The sequence below is a fragment of the Polaribacter sp. Hel1_33_96 genome, from assembly GCF_002846595.1.
In the GTDB taxonomy this organism is placed as follows: domain Bacteria; phylum Bacteroidota; class Bacteroidia; order Flavobacteriales; family Flavobacteriaceae; genus Polaribacter.
This window is the reverse complement of the sequence record NZ_PJMV01000001.1, coordinates 15,001-35,410: the sequence shown is the minus strand read 5'-3', so window position 1 is coordinate 35,410 and position 20,410 is coordinate 15,001. Positions and strand designations below refer to the sequence as shown.

General features: G+C 31.2%; 24 protein-coding genes (1 of these 24 cut by a window edge). 9 read left to right on the top strand and 15 right to left on the bottom strand.

What is annotated here, in order from left to right; genetic code table 11:
• Positions 1 to 3: 3 nt before the first annotated feature.
• The 11 genes from ATE90_RS00225 to ATE90_RS00165 form a co-directional block, all read right to left on the bottom strand.
• On the bottom strand, positions 4 to 1,269 hold the full coding sequence (locus tag ATE90_RS00225) for a M23 family metallopeptidase (protein WP_052107467.1): 1,266 nt from the start codon (positions 1,267 to 1,269) through the stop codon (positions 4 to 6).
• Between the two features lie 99 nt (positions 1,270 to 1,368).
• Positions 1,369 to 2,139, bottom strand: a complete 771-nt coding sequence (locus ATE90_RS00220) for a DUF3108 domain-containing protein (RefSeq protein WP_036782452.1) — start codon at positions 2,137 to 2,139, stop codon at positions 1,369 to 1,371.
• A 109-nt stretch (positions 2,140 to 2,248) separates the two neighbouring features.
• Entirely contained in the window at positions 2,249 to 3,166 is a 918-nt protein-coding gene (locus ATE90_RS00215) for a tryptophan 2,3-dioxygenase family protein (RefSeq protein ID WP_036782449.1), read from the bottom strand.
• A 193-nt stretch (positions 3,167 to 3,359) separates the two neighbouring features.
• A complete protein-coding gene (hppD, locus tag ATE90_RS00210; RefSeq protein WP_036782447.1) occupies positions 3,360 to 4,520 on the bottom strand; it encodes a 4-hydroxyphenylpyruvate dioxygenase in 1,161 nt (386 codons plus the stop codon).
• Between the two features lie 132 nt (positions 4,521 to 4,652).
• Entirely contained in the window at positions 4,653 to 5,810 is a 1,158-nt protein-coding gene (locus tag ATE90_RS00200; protein ID WP_036782441.1) for a homogentisate 1,2-dioxygenase, read from the bottom strand.
• A 423-nt stretch (positions 5,811 to 6,233) separates the two neighbouring features.
• Positions 6,234 to 7,289, bottom strand: a complete 1,056-nt coding sequence (locus tag ATE90_RS00190; RefSeq protein WP_036782434.1) for an NAD(P)/FAD-dependent oxidoreductase — start codon at positions 7,287 to 7,289, stop codon at positions 6,234 to 6,236.
• A 200-nt stretch (positions 7,290 to 7,489) separates the two neighbouring features.
• Positions 7,490 to 7,726: a NifU family protein gene (locus tag ATE90_RS00185; RefSeq protein ID WP_036787934.1), complete on the bottom strand. Its 237-nt coding sequence runs from the start codon at positions 7,724 to 7,726 to the stop codon at positions 7,490 to 7,492.
• 4 nt (positions 7,727 to 7,730) lie between these two features.
• On the bottom strand, positions 7,731 to 8,870 hold the full coding sequence (locus tag ATE90_RS00180) for an Mrp/NBP35 family ATP-binding protein (RefSeq protein WP_036782432.1): 1,140 nt from the start codon (positions 8,868 to 8,870) through the stop codon (positions 7,731 to 7,733).
• Positions 8,871 to 8,981: 111 nt separating this feature from the next.
• The gene (locus tag ATE90_RS00175; protein ID WP_036782430.1) at positions 8,982 to 9,314 is read right to left on the bottom strand and encodes an MGMT family protein; all 333 of its coding nucleotides are present in this window, start codon (positions 9,312 to 9,314) and stop codon (positions 8,982 to 8,984) included.
• Positions 9,315 to 9,441: 127 nt separating this feature from the next.
• Entirely contained in the window at positions 9,442 to 10,113 is a 672-nt protein-coding gene (trmB, locus tag ATE90_RS00170) for a tRNA (guanosine(46)-N7)-methyltransferase TrmB (protein WP_091955538.1), read from the bottom strand.
• 9 nt (positions 10,114 to 10,122) lie between these two features.
• Positions 10,123 to 10,344 carry a DUF6341 family protein gene (locus ATE90_RS00165; protein ID WP_036782425.1) on the bottom strand — a complete coding sequence of 74 codons (222 nt, stop codon included), beginning with the start codon at positions 10,342 to 10,344 and terminating at the stop codon, positions 10,123 to 10,125.
• A gap of 41 nt (positions 10,345 to 10,385) precedes the next feature.
• On the opposite strand from ATE90_RS00165, the gene ATE90_RS00160 reads away from it, so the two are divergent.
• The gene (locus ATE90_RS00160) at positions 10,386 to 11,315 is read left to right on the top strand and encodes a DUF6427 family protein (RefSeq protein WP_036782422.1); all 930 of its coding nucleotides are present in this window, start codon (positions 10,386 to 10,388) and stop codon (positions 11,313 to 11,315) included.
• Here the strand turns inward: ATE90_RS00160 and upp are convergent.
• On the bottom strand, positions 11,310 to 11,963 hold the full coding sequence (gene upp, locus ATE90_RS00155; RefSeq protein ID WP_036787931.1) for a uracil phosphoribosyltransferase: 654 nt from the start codon (positions 11,961 to 11,963) through the stop codon (positions 11,310 to 11,312). The two genes, ATE90_RS00160 and upp, sit on opposite strands and share 6 nt — an antisense overlap.
• A 298-nt stretch (positions 11,964 to 12,261) precedes the next feature.
• On the opposite strand from upp, the gene ATE90_RS00150 reads away from it, so the two are divergent.
• The 8 genes from ATE90_RS00150 to ATE90_RS00115 all read left to right on the top strand — a co-directional run bounded on the left by ATE90_RS00150 (position 12,262) and on the right by ATE90_RS00115 (position 18,855).
• Positions 12,262 to 13,158, top strand: a complete 897-nt coding sequence (locus tag ATE90_RS00150; RefSeq protein WP_036782419.1) for a DMT family transporter — start codon at positions 12,262 to 12,264, stop codon at positions 13,156 to 13,158.
• A 51-nt stretch (positions 13,159 to 13,209) separates the two neighbouring features.
• Positions 13,210 to 14,064, top strand: coding sequence for a YicC family protein (locus ATE90_RS00145; RefSeq protein ID WP_036787929.1), 855 nt, complete (start codon positions 13,210 to 13,212; stop codon positions 14,062 to 14,064).
• Positions 14,065 to 14,643 carry a guanylate kinase gene (gene gmk / locus ATE90_RS00140; protein WP_036782416.1) on the top strand — a complete coding sequence of 193 codons (579 nt, stop codon included), beginning with the start codon at positions 14,065 to 14,067 and terminating at the stop codon, positions 14,641 to 14,643.
• Between the two features lie 48 nt (positions 14,644 to 14,691).
• On the top strand, positions 14,692 to 15,273 hold the full coding sequence (gene nadD / locus ATE90_RS00135; RefSeq protein ID WP_036782413.1) for a nicotinate (nicotinamide) nucleotide adenylyltransferase: 582 nt from the start codon (positions 14,692 to 14,694) through the stop codon (positions 15,271 to 15,273).
• Positions 15,274 to 15,320: 47 nt separating this feature from the next.
• Entirely contained in the window at positions 15,321 to 16,184 is an 864-nt protein-coding gene (locus ATE90_RS00130) for a M23 family metallopeptidase (RefSeq protein WP_036782410.1), read from the top strand.
• A complete protein-coding gene (locus ATE90_RS00125) occupies positions 16,184 to 17,680 on the top strand; it encodes a GH3 auxin-responsive promoter family protein (protein ID WP_101450549.1) in 1,497 nt (498 codons plus the stop codon). The genes ATE90_RS00130 and ATE90_RS00125 overlap by 1 nt, the downstream gene beginning before the upstream one ends.
• A gap of 101 nt (positions 17,681 to 17,781) precedes the next feature.
• On the top strand, positions 17,782 to 18,231 hold the full coding sequence (locus ATE90_RS00120) for a 6-pyruvoyl trahydropterin synthase family protein (protein WP_036782404.1): 450 nt from the start codon (positions 17,782 to 17,784) through the stop codon (positions 18,229 to 18,231).
• Positions 18,232 to 18,309: 78 nt separating this feature from the next.
• On the top strand, positions 18,310 to 18,855 hold the full coding sequence (locus ATE90_RS00115; protein WP_036782401.1) for a hypothetical protein: 546 nt from the start codon (positions 18,310 to 18,312) through the stop codon (positions 18,853 to 18,855).
• A gap of 49 nt (positions 18,856 to 18,904) precedes the next feature.
• Here the strand turns inward: ATE90_RS00115 and pth are convergent, their stop codons facing one another.
• The 3 genes from pth to ATE90_RS00100 all read right to left on the bottom strand — a co-directional run.
• Positions 18,905 to 19,534 (bottom strand): aminoacyl-tRNA hydrolase, encoded by a 630-nt coding sequence (gene pth / locus ATE90_RS00110; RefSeq protein WP_091955549.1) that lies wholly within the window; start codon positions 19,532 to 19,534, stop codon positions 18,905 to 18,907.
• 70 nt (positions 19,535 to 19,604) lie between these two features.
• On the bottom strand, positions 19,605 to 20,201 hold the full coding sequence (locus ATE90_RS00105) for a 50S ribosomal protein L25/general stress protein Ctc (RefSeq protein ID WP_036782398.1): 597 nt from the start codon (positions 20,199 to 20,201) through the stop codon (positions 19,605 to 19,607).
• A 19-nt stretch (positions 20,202 to 20,220) separates the two neighbouring features.
• A protein-coding gene (locus ATE90_RS00100) for a ribose-phosphate pyrophosphokinase (RefSeq protein WP_036782395.1) crosses the window boundary here: on the bottom strand, positions 20,221 to 20,410 show its 3' end. It continues 752 nt past the right edge of the window; only the last 190 of its 942 coding nucleotides appear in the window; its start codon lies beyond the right edge, outside the window; its stop codon occupies positions 20,221 to 20,223.

Below are 20,410 nucleotides of genomic sequence, written 5' to 3'. Positions count from 1 at the left end.
TTTTTATTTTTGTGCGATAGTTTCTTTAATTTCTTCAGGTTCTTGAACAGGAACTCTTTTATAATCTAATTGGTATTTTAATGTTCTTATGAATTTAAAAAAGATTGGTTTCACCTCTTTTTTCATAGGTTTTGCAGCTGGTAATTTTTCTCTTAAAGGATCTACTTGTTTACCGTATTTCCAAAAACGATAACAAACATGAGGACCCCCTGTATTTCCTGTCATACCTACATAACCAATTACATCACCTTGTTTTACGTAATTCCCTTTTCTTACTTTACGTGATTTCATGTGTAGATATTGGGTAGAGTATGTACCATTATGTTTAATCTTTACATAGTTTCCATTACCTCCTCTTCTTGCAGATTCTGAAACGGTTCCGCTTGCAGTTGCAATAATTGGCGTTCCTATATTTGCGGCAAAATCTGTGCCTTTATGAGGTTTTATCCTATTTCCGTAGTAAGCAATCCTTCTTCTTAAATTATATCTTGATGAAATTCTATATTGAAATTTTATAGGTGCTTTTAAGAATTGACTTCGCAACATTTTACCTTCTTGGTCATAATATTCATGAATGTTTAAAATTGAATCCGCAAGAAAACGAAATGCATATAAATCTTTACCTTTGTGCTTAAAAACAGCTGACTTCACTTTTCCGTAACCTGCAAAAATAGTATCATCAATAAATTTTTCTTCATAAACAAACTTAAAAGAATCTCCTTTCTGAAGGGCATAAAAATCTAAAGTCCAAGCATAAATATCCGCTATTGTCCAAGTTAAGTTTGGCCTTAAACCCAAGCTATCCATTGTTACAGAAAGATTGGAGTTAATAATTCCATTTACCTCTTTTTCCAAAACTTTAATTGGCTTTTGAAATCTAGATGCGGTGATTAGAGAGTCCTGAAAATCTAAAATTGTTGCATTTATTTTATTATGCTTATAAATAAAAACCTGTGCTTTTTCCGAAGAGTCTTTGCTTGCTAAAATAGTATAAGGCTTCCCCGCCCTAACCCTTCTAACATCAAAAATTTCATTAACTGAAGTTGCAATTTGATTTATCTTTGGATAGGCAACATGGTGTCTGTCTAAAATAGCTCCAAAACTTTCACCTTCTTTTATGGTGTCTTGAATTAATTTATAATCATCAATTTTATAACCAAATCTAATTTCTGGTTTTGGTTTTTCGATTTGAACAACGGCGTTTTTAATTTCTTTGTTACAAGAAGAAAAAACCAAAATAAACGCTAATAAAGCTACTATTTTTTTCAAGAAAGTTATACTATTTGGGTAGATTTCAAAAGTACAAATAAAATTGATTTATTTTCATTCTAAGAGTAGAACTTAATAAAACTGTTTCGTTAAAATTTTCTAAATCTTTTGAAAAGGATTGGCTAAACCTTTATACTCCTCTAATTCTGCTCTTAAAGAACCTACAGAAAGAGAGGCCATCATTTTTATTGGAATTTTATTCGCATCATCAGTAATCCAAATAGTTACACTTTCTTGTGCTTTAAAAATCCTCCCTGACTGAACTAAAGGTCTAAATATTAAAGAATTGACCTTTCCGAATTTTGTTTTCAAAATCTCTCTTCCCAAAAAACGCAACTTAAAAGGATAAATTTGTGAATCCATAAACATGTCTAATGCAATTTCATCTCCCTTTTTTAAATTTGTTGTATTCGTATTTCTTAAAAAATAGAAAGAAGACATCATATCTTGTACATTCGTAAAAGAAACAGAAGTGTCTTTTTGCTTTGTAAAATCTTGTACGTATGCTTTGTTAGAAATATAATTAAAAGCGGTTATTCTGTGTTTTTTATAACCTCCTTCATTAATCTTTCTTTTAAACAAATAAGGCTTTATGCTATCTTTATCAAAATACGATTCATATTTGTCATCTACTTCAAAAAACCACTTTACAGGCCCAGAGGTCCAACCTGTTCCTTTTGCTTGAAAGACTTTTTTACCATTATAGTCTTTTTCATCAACTTCTAAAATTGCTGTTCCAGCTCTTAAAAAACCACTATAACTCATTTTATACCGCAACCATTCTCCGCTTTTAAAAACAGCTGATTTTTCCTGACTGAAAGCAGTTGTCAAAAAGAATACTACAAAAAATAATAGGGTGTACTTTTTCATAAAAAACCAAACTTATAAAAAAGTAATGACAATTACCATTCCAAAATGAAAAAAAGCCATTTACTAATTATTTGTACTCTCAATAAAAATATTCTGGAATTCTCTTAATTTAAAATGTTCCCCAGTTTTTTAATTCTTCTTCGCTCCATAAGTAAGGATAAAAAACTCTTCTTTGATATTTTGGGTGCATGTATTTACGCCAACTACTTCCGCCAGTTGCTTCCAAATCCTTATCTTTTCCTCCTAAATATTTGCCGGCAGCATTGTAATGAGCCATGACCCACTTAATATTTACAGTATAATCATAATGACGCATTGCTTTAATTAAGTCTTCGTTTTCTTGAACTTCTTTTGGAAGTTGTTTGAATTTTAAAGACAAGTTGATATCATTATAGTCTTCCATAAAATCAATAAAATCTCCCATGTATTTTTTTTCAAAAAGATTTAATAAAGTCGATTTTTGTCCGGTTGTGTAATTCTTACCAGCAGCTTGCCAATACAAATGATTATATGCGTTTTTAAATGATGAATTTCTATCAATAGTATCTCTGTAACGTGCATCAATTAAATTAATCAACTCAGTTGATGCAAACTCAATTTTTCTGTATTGCGCACTTTGAAAGCCACTTGCAGGAGTTAATGTATTTCTGAATTTTAGATATTGCTCTTTTTCCATTCCATCTGCCATCACATTAAAAGAGCTACACAACATATCAAAATAGCGACTAATTCTATTGAGATGCATCGTAAATTTATCTACAGAAACTTCCCTCGTTTTTGCAACTTGATCAATTTCCCACAAAATCATTTTAAACAACAATTCGTTTACTTGATGATACATGATAAACACCATTTCATCTGGTTGTGTGGTTCTAGGCGTTTGCAATCCTAATAAAGCATCCGTCTGGATATAGTCCCAATACGTGATTGGCGTACTCCAAAGCAGGCCTTCTAGCATAGCGTCTACAGGAACGCCTAACTTCTCATACTTTTCCTCTATTGCTTTTAAAATTTCTTCTCTATTCATATTTATAAGAATAACCCTTATTTACCAAAATATATTACCAAGGATGTTATTATTGAAAAAAAACAAAATATTAAAATGGTATACATAAATATTTTAAAAATAGGGTTTCCTTCTGTCTTTCTATTAATTAAATTTATCAATAACTTTAATGGTTTGTTCATTTCTTCAAAGTTAATAAATCTGAATTCCTAAATTAAAGAGTTCCTCTTTTTGCTTGTTCTCTTTCAATAGATTCAAACAATGCTTTAAAGTTTCCGGCCCCAAAACCTTTTGCGCCCATTCTTTGAATGATTTCAAAAAACAAGGTAGGTCTGTCTTCTATTGGTTTAGTGAAAATTTGTAATAAATAGCCTTCTTCATCGGCATCTATCATAATTCCTAAACTTTTTAATTTTTCGATATCTTCTCTTAATTCATGACTAAACTCTTCTAATCTTCCCGGAACAGATTGATAATATGCTGCTGGTGGTGTTGATAAAAATTCTATTCCGTTTGCTTTTAATTGAGATACCGTTTTTATAATATCATCTGTTGCCATAGCAATATGTTGTACGCCAGCGCCTTCATAAAAGTCTAAATACTCTTCAATTTGAGAACGTTTTTTTCCTTCAGCCGGTTCATTTATTGGAAACTTGATTCTTCCATTTCCATTAGACATTACCTTACTCATTAGTGCTGAATATTCAGTATGAATTTGTTTGTCATCAAATGATAAAAAATTAACAAAACCCATAACATCTTCATAGAATTTTACCCATTTATTCATTTGATTCCAACCTACATTACCAACCATGTGGTCTATGTATTTTAGACCCGATGTTGACGGATTATAAGCTGATTCCCACTTTTGAAAGCCTGGTAAAAAAACACCATTATAGTTTTTTCGTTCTACAAACATGTGCACCGTTTCTCCGTAGGTGTAAATTCCTGCTCTAACCACTTCTCCGTTTTCATCTGATTCTACGGTTGGTTCCATATAAGACTTTGCTCCACGAGAAATCGTTTCTTTGTAGGCTTTTCTTGCATCTTCTACCCAAAGTGCCACTACTTTAACACCATCACCATGTTTTACAATATGATTGTTTATAGGCGAATTACTATTTAACGGAGTGGTTAAAATAATTTTGATTTTATCCTGAGTTAAAACATAACTCACCGAGTCTGCAGAGCCTGTTTCTAATCCTCGATATGCATGCGATTGAAAACCAAATGCCGTTTTGTAAAAATGTGCAGATTGTTTTGCGTTCCCCACATAAAATTCGACATAATCCGTTCCTAAAAGTGGAAGAAAATCTTGAGCTCCTTCGAATATTTTTTCTAAACCGTAGTTTACTGATTTTATTTCTTTTGCCATCTTTTGATGATTTTAAATATTTTGTTTTTACTAATTACTTGCAAATATTTCAGCCCTAATGGAAGTGTCATACTTTTTGTTTTTTCACAAAAAAATACAACGACAAGCAAGAAATAGCTTCTATTTAATTTATTACTCCAACCAAGATTTGTAATACTCTTCATCAGCAATTTTCATAGCTTCTTCCGTTACTTGTAAAGGTTTAAAAGTATCTACCATCACTGCTAATTCTTCAGTTTTTGTATGACCAATACTTCTTTCGGTTGCACCTGGATGCGGCCCATGTGGAATTCCTGCTGGATGCAGAGAAATATGACCTTGATCCACATCATTTCTGCTCATAAAATCGCCGTCTACATAATATAAAACCTCATCTGAATCTATATTACTGTGATTGTAAGGCGCAGGAATTGAATTCGGGTGATAATCATATAAACGCGGCACAAAACTGCAAATTACAAATGCATTCGTTTCAAAAGTTTGATGCACTGGCGGCGGTTGATGAATTCTACCTGTAATTGGTTCGAAATCATGAATTGAAAATGCGTAGGGAAAATTATATCCGTCATAGCCCACCACATCAAAAGGATGCGAAGCATAAATCATTTCTATAATTTCACCTTGCTTTTTTACTTTGATTAGAAAATTACCTAACTCATTGTGTGTTTCTAATTCTTGCGGCCTTCTTAAATCGCGCTCACAGAAGGGTGAATGCTCTAATAATTGGCCAAAATAATTCCTGTATCTTTTTGGAGTATACACTGGCGAATAGGATTCCACAATAAATAGTCGATTGTTTTCATCATCAAAATCTAATTTATAAATAATTCCACGCGGAATTACTAAATAGTCTCCATATTTAAAATCTAGATTCCCTAGCATTGTGCGTAATTTACCCGTTCCTTTATGGATAAAAATTACCTCATCTGCATCTGTATTTTTATAAAAATAATCTTTGGTTGATTGTTTCGGTGCAGCTAAAATAATGTTACAATCTGAGTTCGTTAAAACGACCTTTCTACTTTCTAGATAGTCGCTTTCTTGCGGAACTTGAAACCCTTTAAAACGATACGATTGAATATTATTTGCTTTGGCAATTTTTGGAGCGATAGAATATTGCCTTACAATTTCTTTGACCATTGTTGGTCTATGTTCATGATAGCTGTTGGTAGACATTCCGTCAAAACCAATGGTACCAAATAGTTGTTCATAATATAAACTTCCATCTTTTTTACGAAATTGCGTATGTCTTTTGGGTGGTATTTCCCCTAATTTATGATAAAAAGGCATGATTTTTAAAATTGAATGATTAAAAGTAACATTATTAAAATCTATATTTTTCTCAAAATAACGAATTAGATTTTAATAAAGAGATTCCTGTCAAAGCAGAAATGACAGAATTAAAGAATCATTCTGGATTACGTTTTATTAAGAATTTTAAATATACTAATAACTCTACAAACATTTCAATCGATTTCGCTGAAAAACAAATATACAAAAAGTCTCTCGAAAATTTTAAATTTATTAGGAAGCAAACCGTATTCAAAAGTTTTAAAATTCGGATAGAAATTAATTCCAAAATAAATAACCCAGAATTGTTTTTGGAACCTATCCACTTTTTTGCTTCCACAATTCCTATTTCAGACAAAATAGTATTTATTTTATGTCTGTAAATAAAATAAATTTTTGCCTACACAAAAAAGACATCCTAAATTAATCAATCTTCTTAATAACTGCTTTTGGGGCTTCTTTTCTTGTACCATCAAAACCATCAACTCCACCAACAGTAGTGTATTTCATTACATATTTTTTATTTGGAAAAATACGCTTGTATGCACTTTGACACATTAATGTAGCTTCGTGAAAACCACATAAAATTAACTTCAATTTACCCGGATAGGTATTTACATCTCCAATGGCATAAATACCTGGAATGTTCGTTTGATAATCTAAAGCATTGTTTACTTTAATGGCGTTTTTTTCAATTTCTAACCCCCAATTTGCGATTGGCCCTAATTTTGGTGACAATCCAAACAGTGGAATAAAATGATCTGTTTCTATTGTAAAAGGCGCTTCCCCTTTTTGGATAATAGCAACCCCAGTGACCTTATCAGTTCCAATAATTTCTTTTACTTCTGCCGGAGTTATCATTCTTATTTTACCTGCATCTTTCAATTCCTGCACTTTATCTACAGAATCTAAAGCACCTCTAAATTCGTTTCTTCTATGAATTAGAGTTACTGAAGAAGCAACATCTGTTAAGAAAATAGCCCAATCTAAAGCAGAATCTCCACCACCAGAAATAACTACTTTTTTATTTCTATAAAATTCTGGATCACGAATAATATACTCTACCCCCTTATCTTCAAAATTAGCAATGTTTGGAATTGGTGGTTTACGAGGCTCAAAACTTCCTAATCCACCAGCAATAGCAACAATTTTTGCGTGATGCTTCGTTCCTTTATTCGTGGTTACAAAAAACGTGTCGTCGTCTTGTTTTTCTATTATTTCTGCACGTTCTCCTAATGTAAAACCTGGTTCAAATTGTTTAATTTGCTCCATTAATTTATCGGTTAAATCACCCGCTAAAATTTCTGGATATGCAGGAATATCATAAATAGGTTTCTTTGGATAAATTTCAGAACATTGGCCACCAACTTGCGGTAATGCATCTATTAAATGACAACGCAGTTTTAATAAACCTGCTTCAAAAACGGTAAATAAACCGGTTGGCCCTGCACCAATAATTAAGATATCTGTTGTAATCATTCTATTATTTTTAAAACCTCACAAGGTTTTATGCTTGTAAGGTCTTTTTTTGTTCGTAAACGCGCTAGAGATTGAAGCATCTGTTTGAGCTCTTTTTTTACTTCCAAAAAAGTAAAAAAAGCGAGTGCTAAAAGCCCGACCTTTTGAGGTAACGCTAAAAAATATATTTTTTAAATGTTCAAAAACTAACTTTTATTGGTTTAAGCAACATTTATTACTTCAGATATTTGTGGTGCATACTTTTTTATGGTTGCTTCCACACCGTTTTTTAATGTCATTTGATTTACAGAACAACCGGTGCAAGCTCCTTCTAACTGAACTTTTACTATTGAGTTTTCTATAGAAAGTAGCTTGATGTTTCCTCCATCACTTATTAAAAAAGGACGAATTTCATCTAATGCTTTTTCAACATTATTTACTGTTTCTTGTGCTGTCATAATCTTATTTTTTAACGGAACTACAACCACTCATTGTTGTGATTCTAACTACTTCTGTTGGTGGCAAATTGGCATTTCTTTTTAATAATTGGGATAACATTTCTTTCGTAATTTCTTTAAAAGACTCCTCTAAAACTGTTCCTTCTTGCAATGCCACAGGGTGTCCAACATCTCCTGATTCACGAATACTTTGTACCAGCGGAATTTCTCCTAAGAATTTAGTGTCAATATCTGCTGCTAAATTTTTTGCACCATCTTTTCCAAAGATATAATATTTATTTTCGGGCAATTCTTCTGGTGTAAAATACGCCATGTTCTCAATAATTCCTAACACAGGAACCTTAATACTATCTTGTTGAAACATTGCAACTCCTTTTTTAGCATCTGCTAATGCAATATTTTGAGGCGTACTTACCACAACAGCTCCATTAATCGGCAAAGCCTGCACAATTGATAGATGAACATCTCCGGTTCCTGGAGGCAAATCAATTAAAAGAAAATCTAACGCTCCCCAATCTGCATCAAAAATTAATTGATTTAATGCTTTAGAAGCCATAGGCCCTCGCCAAATTACCGCTTGATCTGGATTTGTGAAAAACCCTAAAGACAATAATTTTACACCATAATTTTCTACAGGTTTCATTTTTGAACGACCATCCACATTTACAGAAAGTGGTTTTGCTTTTTCTACATCAAACATAATATGTTGTGATGGTCCATACACATCAGCATCTAAAACACCAACATTAAAACCCATTTTAGCTAAAGAAATAGCTGTATTTGCTGTAATTGTAGATTTACCAACACCACCTTTCCCTGATGCAATTGCAATGATGTTTTTAATATTCGGAATTTCTTTACCTCGAATTTGATTTGACTTTTCTTTTGGTTCAGGTTTCTCTACTTTCACATTAATTTTTACATCAATGTTTTCATCAACATTTGTCTTAATTGCCTTCGTAATTTCTGACTCAATTTTCTTTTTTGCTTGCAAAGTTGGATTGCTGATGGTTACATCTACTTCAACTTCGTTGTCAAAACGAACAACATTAGTTACATTATTATTTTCAATTAAGCTTTTTCCTTCACCAGGAGCTGTAATTGTTTCTAATGCTTTGTATATATCTTCTTTTTTAAAACTCATGAATTAATAGTATTTAGACCTTTTAATTTAATCTAGTCTGCAAATATACAGCTTACTTACAAGAAATTAAGATGAATAGATTGTGATTATTTATGGATTGATAAGTGGAATTTATTTGACTTCCTTTAGTGGATCCCAGAATACTTTTTCTAAATCTTGAATTTGATTTTCAAGAACAACAATACCTTCGTTTTCCAATAATTGCTGCATTAAATTTGTGCCCTCAAAATGATGTTTCCCTGTAAGCAATCCTTTTTTATTGACGACTCTATGCGCAGGAACATCTTCTAAATTATGTGCTTTATTCATTGCCCAACCAACCATTCTTGCTGATCTGGCAGCTCCTAAATAAGTGCCAATTGCACCGTAACTAGTAACTCTTCCAAAAGGGATTAAGCGCACTATTTCGTAGACTCTATCAAAAAAATTGTCAGCTTTTTTCATGAAGTGAAGATATAAAAAGTATTCATTTAACCACGATAGAGAAAGAAACCAATTATTAGAACTAGCAAGAGCTCAAGAACCAATACAAAGATTGCTTTCACTTTATTTAGCTTTACATTGAAACTCCTTAATACTTCAATCTAAATTTAATGTAAGTAATAGGCTTATCTACTTCTAAGTACTGATTTTCGTAAAAAGTTTGTGTTTCTGTAACTTCTTTTGGTGCACCTTCATTTTTATACACGGTGTGATTTGCATATAAAATTTCATGCCCTTCTCCATGCAACAATCCTAAGGTATAACCATGCATAAATTCAGAATCTGTTTTTAAATTCATAATACCATCTTCTTTTAAAATATGATAATATTTTTTAAGAAAACTGGGGTTTGTCATTCTATGCTTGGTGCGCTGGTATTTTATTTGTGGATCAGGAAACGTAATCCAAATTTCTGAAACTTCATTTTCTGCAAAAATAAAATCAACCAACTCAATTTGAGTTCTTACAAAAGCAACATTTTCTAGATTTTCTTCTATTGCCGTCTTTGCACCTCTCCAAAAACGTGCTCCTTTTATATCAATTCCAATAAAATTTTTATGAGGATTTTGTCTCGCTAACGCGATGGTATATTCGCCCTTACCACACCCTAACTCAACAACAATAGGATTATCATTTTTAAAAAAAGAATGCCATTTTCCTTTTAAGGAAAAGTTAGTGACAACTTCTTCTCTTGCAGGTTGAATGACATTTTTAAACGTTTCATTTTCATTGAAACGTTTCAATTTGTTTTTGCTTCCCAAGATGTAAAATTAAGCTTTATCCTCTGTTCCTTCTCTTAAGAACTTTTTAGATTCTTTCATCCAGTATGCAAATAAAACTAATAAAACTAGCATGAAAATCCAGTTTACGGCGTTTGAGATCCACCAACCTAAATCTGCTGTGGCAATATCTAAACGTAATTTATTAAAAGGGATGAATAATAAATCAGTAAATAAACTACCAATCCATCTAAAAATATTGCTTGCTATCATAACTTAATTATCTTTACACTGCAAAAATAACAAAAGAATCAATGCTAGCCAATTTTTTAAACAAAACTAAACCAATCAATTTTATAGGTTTATTGATTTTCTTTTTTCTTTGCTTCTCTTTTAGCGTTTTTTTTACTATTTTCTATGATGGTTTTACGCTAGACAAACTTTTAAAAAGTGGCATTTTATTACTCCTTTTTTTAGGTGTTTTTTTCTTCTACAATTTTATTCTCAGCAAGAATAAATTAACTTTTGATAATTCTTACGCCTATTTTATTTTCACACTTTTAACAGTTTGTATTTTACCTGAATTAACAAATTACAAAAGTTTACTTCTAACGATTATTTACTTCCTTTTTTTGCGAAAAACATACAGTCTGCGATCCTCTAAAAAAGTAATCCAAAAATTATTTGACAGTGGTTTATGGCTAGGTGTTTTATTTATTTTTGAACCTTTTTCAATTTTGTTTTTACTACTAATTTTTACGGGAACCTACTTGCATCAAAAAATAACAATTCACACCATTTTGACCCCTATTATAGCTTTTATAACTCCCATATTTCTTTATTTTACTTACTTTTTCTGGGTTGATAAAACGCAGGAGTTTAACGAACTTTTTAGTTTTAAATCCAATTTTGACTTTCAAGTTTATGAAGCTCCAAAATACTATTGGTTTATTATCAGTATTTTTATTTTTTCTTTGTTTTCTGTAATTTTTAAATCCATTGCAACCATTGCCATAAGTAATACCTTTAGAAGAAGTTGGTATTTATTAATTATTAATTTACTAACGGTAATTCTTTTTTTAATTCTGTTACCTGTAAAAAACGGTTCTGAACTTTTGTATGTACTTTTTCCTGTTTCAGTAGTTATTGCAAACGGAATTGAGTTAATCGATAAAAAAAAGATGAAAGACTTAGTTTTATATATCTTTTTAGTGGGTTGTATTTTTCTCAGTTTTTTCTTATAATTTCTCCCCAAAAGCTAAATCACCTGCATCTCCTAAACCGGGTACAATATACCCTTTACTATTTAACTCATCGTCAATAGCAGCAATCCATAAATGGGTGTTTTCTGGAAAATTTTCTTCAATATGATCTATTCCTTCTTTAGAACCAATAACAACAATAATATGCAATTCTTTTGGAGTACCATATTTTTTTATAGCCTCATGAACCGCCACTAAAGATTGACCAGTGGCCAACATTGGATCCGCCAATAAAAAGGTTTTATTTTTTATTTCTGGTGAAGCAAAATACTCTACAACAATTTCAAATTCATCATTATCTTTAGGATGATGTCTATATGCAGAAATGAATGCATTTTCAGCTTTATCAAAATAATTCAACAATCCTTGATGCAAAGGCAAACCAGCTCTTAAAACCGAGCATACAACCAAGTCATTGTTTGGCAATTGCTCTTTCTTTTCTCCTAAAGGAGTCTCTATAGAAACACTTGAATACAAAAGGCTTTTACTTAATTCATAACTTAAAATCTCTCCAATTCTCTCTATATTTCTTCTAAAGCGCAAAGAATCTTTTTGAATTTTTTTGTCTCTAATTTCAGAAATAAAAGTATTTAAAACTGAGTTGTTTTCTCCTATATGATGTATTTCCATTTTGTAAATTATAATAATAGATGTAATATTATACAATTTGTATCTTGTAAGTAACAAAAAATTAAAATTATTTATTAAAATTAAAAAAAACATTGATTTTTTGATGTGTTAAAAATGCTAGAGCATACCTTTTAACATCAGAAAACAAATTTAAAAGAAGAACATCTTGAGTGAACTAACCAAAAGATAGACAATCAAAGCAAAAAGAGTTTCAAAAATATCTGAAACTCTTTTTTTGGCTTTACTTTAAAAATTTATCCGGAACTTTACAACTTGATCTTTAAAGCTTATTTTCTGAATGAATAAAAGAGTCTTAGCCTTAATTGCTGTCTCTATAGCAACCTTAATTTATGGAGTAACATTTACCATTGCTAAAGAAGTTATGCCGCTTTATATAAAACCTTATGCTTTTATTTTTTTAAGAGTTTCTGGAGGTACCATGGTGTTTTGGTTTGCTGGCTTATTTATAAAACCTCAGAAAATAGATAAAGAGGACTATAAAAAAATCTTACTCGCCTCCTTTTTTGGCATTACATTAAACATGCTTGCTTTTTTTAAAGGATTAAGTCTTACGACCCCTATAAGTGCCTCGGTAATGATGGTAACCTCCCCGATAATGGTGCTCATTTTTTCGAGTATACTTATTAGAAAAGGAATTGGGAAACAAAGAATTTTAGGTGTATTTATTGGTCTAGTTGGTGCAATTTTATTAATTACATACGGTAATTCTTCTCAAAATCATGGGAACAACAATAACTTGGGCAATTTTTTAGTTTTTCTAAATGCAGCTTCTTATGGATTGTATTTGGTATTGGCAAAAAACTTAATCGCTAAATACAACCCAATTGTATTCGTAAAATGGTTGTATTTAATTGGATTAATTTTTGTAATTCCTTTTTCATATCATGAAATAACTGAAGTAGTTTGGCAAGACATTCCTAGAAATATGTACTGGAATATTGGTTTTGTAATTATTTTTACAACTTGTGTAACCTATCTTTTTAACCTGTATGGTTTATCAAAACTAAAACCCACAACTGTTAGTGTTTTTATCTATTTACAACCCGTAATCGCTACTATTTACGCGTTAATTGTTGGAAGTGATTCTCTAAATTTGATTAAAATTTCGGCAACAATAATCATTTTTTTAGGTGTGTATTTAGTTACCAAACAAGTAGGGAAACCAACAAAATAAAAAGGTATCTTTGCTGCTCATTGTAAAAACAACGATTGTATGATTCAATCTATGACTGGTTATGGAAAATCTGTATTACAGCTTCCGACAAAAAAAGTAACGATAGAGATAAAATCTTTAAATAGCAAAAACTTAGATTTAAACGTCAGAATTCCTTCTTATTATAAAGAAAAAGAATTAGCAGTTCGTAAAAGATTAGCTAGTGCTCTAGTTAGAGGAAAGGTAGATTTTTCAATTTTTATTGAAATGACAGCTGATGAAACTTCTACGACCATAAATCATGGCGTTGTAAACCAATACATTCAGCAATTAAGAAACGTGGTTCAAACTGGCAATTCTGATGATGTAGCACTTTTAAGAATGGCAATTGCAATGCCAGATGCATTAAAAACAGAACGTGCAGAATTAGATGAAAACGAGTGGAATCTCATCAACAAAAATATTGAGGAAGCAATTAAAGAAATTGTGCAGTATCGCATTGATGAAGCTGCTTCTTTAGAACTAGATTTTAGAGAAAGAATTACCAACATAAGAAAATATTTAGAAGAAGTATATTCTTTTGATGCTGATAGAATTGAGAACGTAAAAGCACGTTTGCAAAAAGCGATTGATGATTTAAAAGTTGAAACAGATCAAAATCGTTTTGAACAAGAATTAATTTACTATCTAGAAAAATTAGATATTAATGAAGAGAAAGTTCGTTTGACAAATCATTTAGATTATTTCCTACAAACTTTAGAAACTCCTGATTCTAATGGGAAAAAACTAGGGTTTATTGTTCAAGAAATGGGAAGAGAAATAAATACAACGGGCTCTAAAGCCAATTTTGCACCGATGCAAAAAGCGGTAATTCAAATGAAAAACGAGCTAGAACAAATTAAAGAACAAATTTTAAATGTATTATAAATGTCAGATTTTAAAGGAAAATTAATTGTCTTTTCTGCACCTTCTGGTTCAGGTAAAACTACTATTGTTCGGCATTTATTAAAGCAAAAAAGATTTAATTTAGAATTCTCAATATCGGCAACTTCTAGAGAACCTAGAGGTTTTGAAAAAGATGGAGAAGACTATTATTTTATTTCTTTAAAAGAGTTTAAAAATAATATTAAAAACGATAAATTTTTAGAATGGGAAGAAGTGTATAGAGATAATTTCTATGGAACTTTAAAAACTGAAATTGAACGTATTTGGGGCTTAAAAAAACACGTTATTTTTGATATTGATGTTGTTGGAGGATTGCGTATTAAAAAGAAATATCCAGAAGAAACATTATCTGTTTTTGTGAAACCACCAAGTGTAGATGAGTTGAAAATCCGTTTGAAAAAACGAAAAACTGAAAGTGAAGAAAAAATAAATATGCGAATTGCAAAAGCCTCTGTAGAATTGGCAACTGCACCACAGTTTGATAAAATTATTAAAAATTACGAATTAGAAGTTGCTTTAAAAGAAGCCGAAGAACTCGTTACACAGTTTTTAGAAGATTAAAGAAATAATAAAAAAGAGAGTTCTCTTTTTTCCATCACCTCAAATAAAATGAAAATAGGATTATACTTTGGCACATTCAATCCAATTCACGTAGGTCATTTAATTATTGCCAATCATATGGTAGAACATTCCGATTTAGATGAAATATGGATGGTTGTAACCCCTCATAATCCGTTTAAAAAGAAAAGTTCTTTATTAGAAAATCACCATCGATTTGAACTCGTTTACAGAGCAACAGAAAGTTACCAAAAAATTAAACCTTGTGATATTGAGTTTAAATTACCACAACCTAATTATACAGTTCATACATTAGCACATATCTCTGATTTATTTCCAGAAAAAGAATTTTGTTTAATTATGGGTGAAGACAATTTAAAGAGTCTTCATAAATGGAAAAACTATGAAACCATTTTAGCACACCATCATGTCTATATTTATCCCAGAATTGCTGAAGGAACGATAGAACATCAATTTAAAAAGCATCCAAAAATTCATACCGTTAATGCGCCTATTGTAGAAATTTCATCAACAATGATAAGAAACGGAATTAAGGACAAAAAGAACATTAGGCCCCTATTAACTAAAGAAGTTTGGGAATACTTAGATGAAATGAATTTTTATAAAAAATAGTTTCGCTATTTTTACGTTGTAATTTAGAAGCACTCAAAACATATTTTTTGGAGAATCAAAACAAACAAAAAGGAAAATTAAAACAAAAACTAACTGACAAATACAGATTGGTTGTTTTAAATGAAGACACTTTCGAAGAACGTTTTTCTCTAAAATTATCATTATTAAATGTTTTTGTTCTGGGTGGTGTTTTTTCATTTTTATTGATTTTAGTCACAACTTTTTTCATAACATTTACATCAATAAAAGAGTACATCCCTGGCTACTCCTCTACAGACTTAAAAATAAAAGCAACAAAACTCGCTTTTCAGACAGATTCGTTAAAAAGAAAATTAGATGTTTTACAAGATTTTACCAAAGCATTGCAACCTATTTTAACTGGTGAAATTGAAGCAGAAGCTATCGATTCTGTAAACTTGTTAGACAGAATTAATGTTCAAGATAGTTTATTAAACGCTACTAGAGAAGATTCTCTTTTTAGAGAAAAAATAGAAAGTCAAGATCGTTTTCCAATTCAAAATAATGCGGCAACAAATGTAAAAATTGTGTTTTTTGCTCCTTTAAATGGTTCAATTTCGGAAGGTTTTGATGCTAAAAAAAATCATTTAGCTGTAGATATTGTTGCTAAAAAGAACTCGGCAGTAAAAGCAACTGCAGACGGAACTGTTATTTTCTCTGGCTGGACCACAGAAACTGGATACGTAATTATTTTGAAACACGCTTATGATTATATTTCTGTTTACAAACACAATGGAAATCTACTTAAAGAACAAGGAGATTTTGTAAAATCGGGAGAAGTAATTGCGAGTGTTGGTTCTTCTGGAGAACTTACCACTGGGCCACATTTACATTTTGAACTATGGAGTGGTGGTTATGCAATAAACCCTATAAATTTGATTGATTTTAAATAATGAGCATAAAAGCTATATTTGCAATTCCGTTTGCCAAATTTGCCACAAAAAGAGTTTCTAAGTGGTCAAACAAGCCTCATAAAACACAAGACAAAGTTTTTAAAAAACTAATTTCTAAAGCAAAAAATACCGCTTTTGGGAAAGATCATGATTTTAAGAATATTGTTTCTTATAACGATTTTAAAGATCGTGTTAAAGTTACTGATTACGAAGGTTTAAGAGCCTATGTAGATAGAATTGTTGCTGGTGAATCTGATGTTCTTTGGATAGGAAAACCGCTTTATTTTGCCAAAACTTCTGGCACAACTTCTGGTGCTAAATACATTCCTATCACCAAAGAATCTATGCCTACTCATATTAAAGCTGCCAGAAATGCCTTGCTGTTTTATATTGCAGAAAAAAAGGATGCAAGTTTTGTAAACGGTAAAATGATTTTTTTACAAGGAAGTCCTATCTTAAGTAATAAAAATGGTATAAAACTGGGTAGATTAAGTGGAATTGTGGCACATTATGTTCCGAAATATTTATTAAAAAATAGACTACCAAGCTGGGAAACTAACTGCATAGAAGATTGGGACACCAAAGTAAATGCAATTGTAGAAGAAACCATGAACGAAGACATGTCTGTAATTAGCGGAATTCCTTCTTGGGTTCAAATGTATTTTGAAAAATTGATTGAAAAAACAGGGAAATCAATCTCAGAATTATTTCCTAATTTTAATTTCTTCATCTATGGTGGTGTGAATTTTGAACCTTATAAGAATAAGTTTGAAAGTTTAATTGGTAAAAAAATAGATTATATCGAATTATATCCTGCCTCTGAAGGGTTTATTGCCTATCAAGATTCGCAAACAGCAAAAGGAATGTTATTGCAATTAAACTCAGGGATCTTTTATGAGTTTATTCCTGCTAACGAATTTTATCAAGAAAACCCTGCAAGAATATCTTTAAAGGATGTTAAAATGGGCATGAATTACGTAATCATTTTAAATACCACTGCAGGTCTTTGGGGTTATAATATTGGCGACACCGTTGAATTTACATCCACAAAACCCTACCGAATAAAAGTTACCGGTAGAATTAAACATTTTATATCCGCCTTTGGCGAACATGTTATTGGTAAAGAAGTTGAGAAAGCTTTAAACGATTCTATTTTAAATACAAATACCACTATTAGTGAGTTTACGGTGGCTCCTCAAGTAAATCCTGAAAATGGCTTGCCTTATCACGAATGGTTTATCGAATTTGAAAATGAGCCAAACAATTTACTCGAATTTGCAACCAAAATTGATGCTTCCATGCAAGCCCAAAATATTTATTATTTAGATTTAATTGCAGGTAAAGTTTTACAGCAATTAGTCATTAGAAAAGTTAAAAAAGGCGGATTTCATGAGTATATGAAATCTATTGGTAAATTTGGGGGACAAAATAAAATTCCGCAGTTATCCGATGACAGAAAAATTGCAGACGTTTTACAAAATTTTTTAGTCGATTAACAATATAAAGAAACAAAAATGGGAGATAATTATTTATTTATAGCATTAGCCATAGGGTTGGTTATTGTGTATTTTTACAACAAATTTAGAAACAAACGTTCATGAGTATTATTAGAATTACCAAGCAATTTAATTTTGAAACAGGCCATGCATTATATGGTTATGATGGCAAGTGCAAGAATGTTCATGGACATTCTTATAAACTTTCTGTAACTGTCTCTGGAGAGCCCATTAAAGACAATACCCATGTAAAATTTGGGATGGTTATTGATTTCAGTGATTTAAAGAAAATCGTAAACGAGGAGATTGTAGACGTTTTTGATCATGCAACTGTTTTTAACCAAAATACGCCTCATATAGAATTGGCAAAAGAATTACAAGCCAGAGACCACCATGTTATTTTAGTCGATTACCAACCAACCAGTGAAATGATGGTGATTGATTTTGCTGAAAAAATAAAAGACAGGTTGCCAAATAACATCAAACTTCATTCAATAAAACTACAAGAAACCGATACAAGTTTTGCAGAATGGTTTGCAAGTGAAAACTAATCTCTCACTTAAAAAGTGATACTTTTTTTTCATAATCAATTTAAATTAATAGTTACCTTTACCAAAAAAAACACAATTATGAAAATTCTTAAATTTATTTTAGTAGTATATATATCGCTTGCTTTTACAAGTTGTAGTGATGATTCTGCTGAAGCTCCTTTCAGTTTGTCTAAAGACAATTTAGCTGGCACTTATAATATTAACAGTCTTAGTATAGACACAACAGTAACATCCGTAACAGAAGTATCTGGTATCTCAGTTCCGTTTACCGTAGCTACTTCAACAAGTATAGGTGATACTTTTCAAGTTGTTTTTGTCTTGAGTGAAAATGGTTCTTATAGTGCTTCTGGAGCATATAGAATTGTTTCTACTATAACGCCTGCTGTTGGAAGCCCTGTCACGAATACAGAAATCATAAATTTCTCTGATTCAGGCACCTATCAATTAAACACTACAAATAATACCATTACTTTTAATGCATCTACAGGAGGTGATTTTATAGAGGGTACTTTAGATGTTGTGACATTTAATGAAACTACTGTTTCTTTCACACAAGAATTAGAAGAAGAAATAGATGCAACTACTGCTGCAATTAAGGCTAGTATTAGTTTTACGAGACAATAAAAAAAATCAGACAATTAAGAAAAAGCTGTCTATACATAGGCAGCTTTTTTTATTTACCATTAAAAGTATTCATGGTATTTGCTAAACCTGCTGTCCCAAAAGAGGTTACTATTTTAGCCGCTATTGGCAAACGTTCAATTAACAGGCTAGTTTCTTCTTTATTCCATTCACCAAGCACAAAATCTACTTGTCTTCCTTTGCTATAGTTACCTCCTACTCCAAATCTAAAACGTGCATATTGTTGGGTATTTAATTTCTCTTGAATATCTTTTAACCCATTATGTCCTCCAGCAGAACCTTTTGATTTTACGCGAATTGTTCCAAAATCAATATGAACATCATCTGTAATAATTAACACATTTTCGATAGCTATTTTCTCTTTATCCATCCAATATTTTACTGCTTTGCCACTTAAATTCATAAAAGTACTTGGCTTTAAAAGCATAAAAGCTCTTCCTTTAAAACGAAAACTAGCCACATCTCCTAACTTCTCTGTTTCAAAAGTTACTTTATATTCCTCAGCAACTGCATCAACAATTTTAAAACCTACATTATGACGTGTATTATGGTAGGCCTCACCGATATTCCCTAAACCAACAATTAAAAATTTCTTCATCAATTCTTCTTTCGTTTCAACTTTTATACCTGCTAATTTATAAAAGAAGTTTCTTAATCTCATTTGGTAAAAATACTAAAATAAAAAAGCGTTACAGAATTGTAACGCTTTTTGTAAATTATGTTTGCAAAATTTATTCTGCTGCTGCTTCTGTAGCTTCTTCTTCCACTTCATCTTCCGCAGTTGCATTACGAGAAGTTCTTACCTGAACTACAACAGTGTTTTCTGGATGCATAAATGCATAACCGTCAGTCACTAATGATGAAATCACTAGTTTACTACCAATTTTTAAACCTGAAATATCAGCAGATACAAAATCTGGTAAATTAGCGGGTAATGCTTTTACTTTTAATTTACGGTTTGTAAAACGTAAAGACCCTCCATTTAGCACTCCTGGAGAAGTACCTGTTAATTTAACAGGAATATTCATCGTAATTTCTTTATCATCAAATAACTGATAAAAATCTACATGTAAAATTCTGTCTGTTACTGGGTGAAATTGAATATCCTGCAAAACTGCAGCGATTTTTTGTCCATCAACATTAATACTTGCAGTAAAAACATCTGGAGTATACACCAACTTTTTAAATGCTTTTTCTTCTGCCGAAAAATGCACTGGCTTATCTCCTCCGTATATAACGCAAGGAACCATACCAGCATTACGTAAGGCTTTTGTTGCTACTTTGCCTACGCTTTCTCTTTTTGATCCTGTAATTGTAATTGATTTCATTACTTTCTTTATTAATTGTTTACATTAAAAATTGTCCACTTATTGAGGTATTGTCCTGCACTTTACGCATAACATCCGCAAATAATGGCGCGCAAGATACCACTTTTATTTTAGAAGTTACTTTCTTTAATGGAATAGTATCAGAAACAATCAATTCTGTTAATGCAGAATTTTCTATTTTCTCATAAGCGTCTCCCGATAAAATTGGA

Bases quoted from the DNA above. Each gene is read 5' to 3' on its own strand.
- ATE90_RS00220 (WP_036782452.1), bottom strand. From the start codon at position 2,139: ATGAAAAAGTACACCCTATTATTTTTTGTAGTATTCTTTTTGACAACT.
- ATE90_RS00215 (WP_036782449.1), bottom strand. From the start codon at position 3,166: ATGAATAGAGAAGAAATTTTAAAAGCAATAGAGGAAAAGTATGAGAAG.
- hppD (WP_036782447.1), bottom strand. From the start codon at position 4,520: ATGGCAAAAGAAATAAAATCAGTAAACTACGGTTTAGAAAAAATATTC.
- ATE90_RS00200 (WP_036782441.1), bottom strand. From the start codon at position 5,810: ATGCCTTTTTATCATAAATTAGGGGAAATACCACCCAAAAGACATACG.
- ATE90_RS00190 (WP_036782434.1), bottom strand. From the start codon at position 7,289: ATGATTACAACAGATATCTTAATTATTGGTGCAGGGCCAACCGGTTTA.
- ATE90_RS00185 (WP_036787934.1), bottom strand. From the start codon at position 7,726: ATGACAGCACAAGAAACAGTAAATAATGTTGAAAAAGCATTAGATGAA.
- ATE90_RS00180 (WP_036782432.1), bottom strand. From the start codon at position 8,870: ATGAGTTTTAAAAAAGAAGATATATACAAAGCATTAGAAACAATTACA.
- ATE90_RS00175 (WP_036782430.1), bottom strand. From the start codon at position 9,314: ATGAAAAAAGCTGACAATTTTTTTGATAGAGTCTACGAAATAGTGCGC.
- ATE90_RS00165 (WP_036782425.1), bottom strand. From the start codon at position 10,344: ATGATAGCAAGCAATATTTTTAGATGGATTGGTAGTTTATTTACTGAT.
- ATE90_RS00160 (WP_036782422.1), top strand. From the start codon at position 10,386: ATGCTAGCCAATTTTTTAAACAAAACTAAACCAATCAATTTTATAGGT.
- upp (WP_036787931.1), bottom strand. From the start codon at position 11,963: ATGGAAATACATCATATAGGAGAAAACAACTCAGTTTTAAATACTTTT.
- ATE90_RS00150 (WP_036782419.1), top strand. From the start codon at position 12,262: ATGAATAAAAGAGTCTTAGCCTTAATTGCTGTCTCTATAGCAACCTTA.
- ATE90_RS00145 (WP_036787929.1), top strand. From the start codon at position 13,210: ATGACTGGTTATGGAAAATCTGTATTACAGCTTCCGACAAAAAAAGTA.
- gmk (WP_036782416.1), top strand. From the start codon at position 14,065: ATGTCAGATTTTAAAGGAAAATTAATTGTCTTTTCTGCACCTTCTGGT.
- nadD (WP_036782413.1), top strand. From the start codon at position 14,692: ATGAAAATAGGATTATACTTTGGCACATTCAATCCAATTCACGTAGGT.
- ATE90_RS00125 (WP_101450549.1), top strand. From the start codon at position 16,184: ATGAGCATAAAAGCTATATTTGCAATTCCGTTTGCCAAATTTGCCACA.
- ATE90_RS00120 (WP_036782404.1), top strand. From the start codon at position 17,782: ATGAGTATTATTAGAATTACCAAGCAATTTAATTTTGAAACAGGCCAT.
- ATE90_RS00115 (WP_036782401.1), top strand. From the start codon at position 18,310: ATGAAAATTCTTAAATTTATTTTAGTAGTATATATATCGCTTGCTTTT.
- pth (WP_091955549.1), bottom strand. From the start codon at position 19,534: ATGAGATTAAGAAACTTCTTTTATAAATTAGCAGGTATAAAAGTTGAA.
- ATE90_RS00105 (WP_036782398.1), bottom strand. From the start codon at position 20,201: ATGAAATCAATTACAATTACAGGATCAAAAAGAGAAAGCGTAGGCAAA.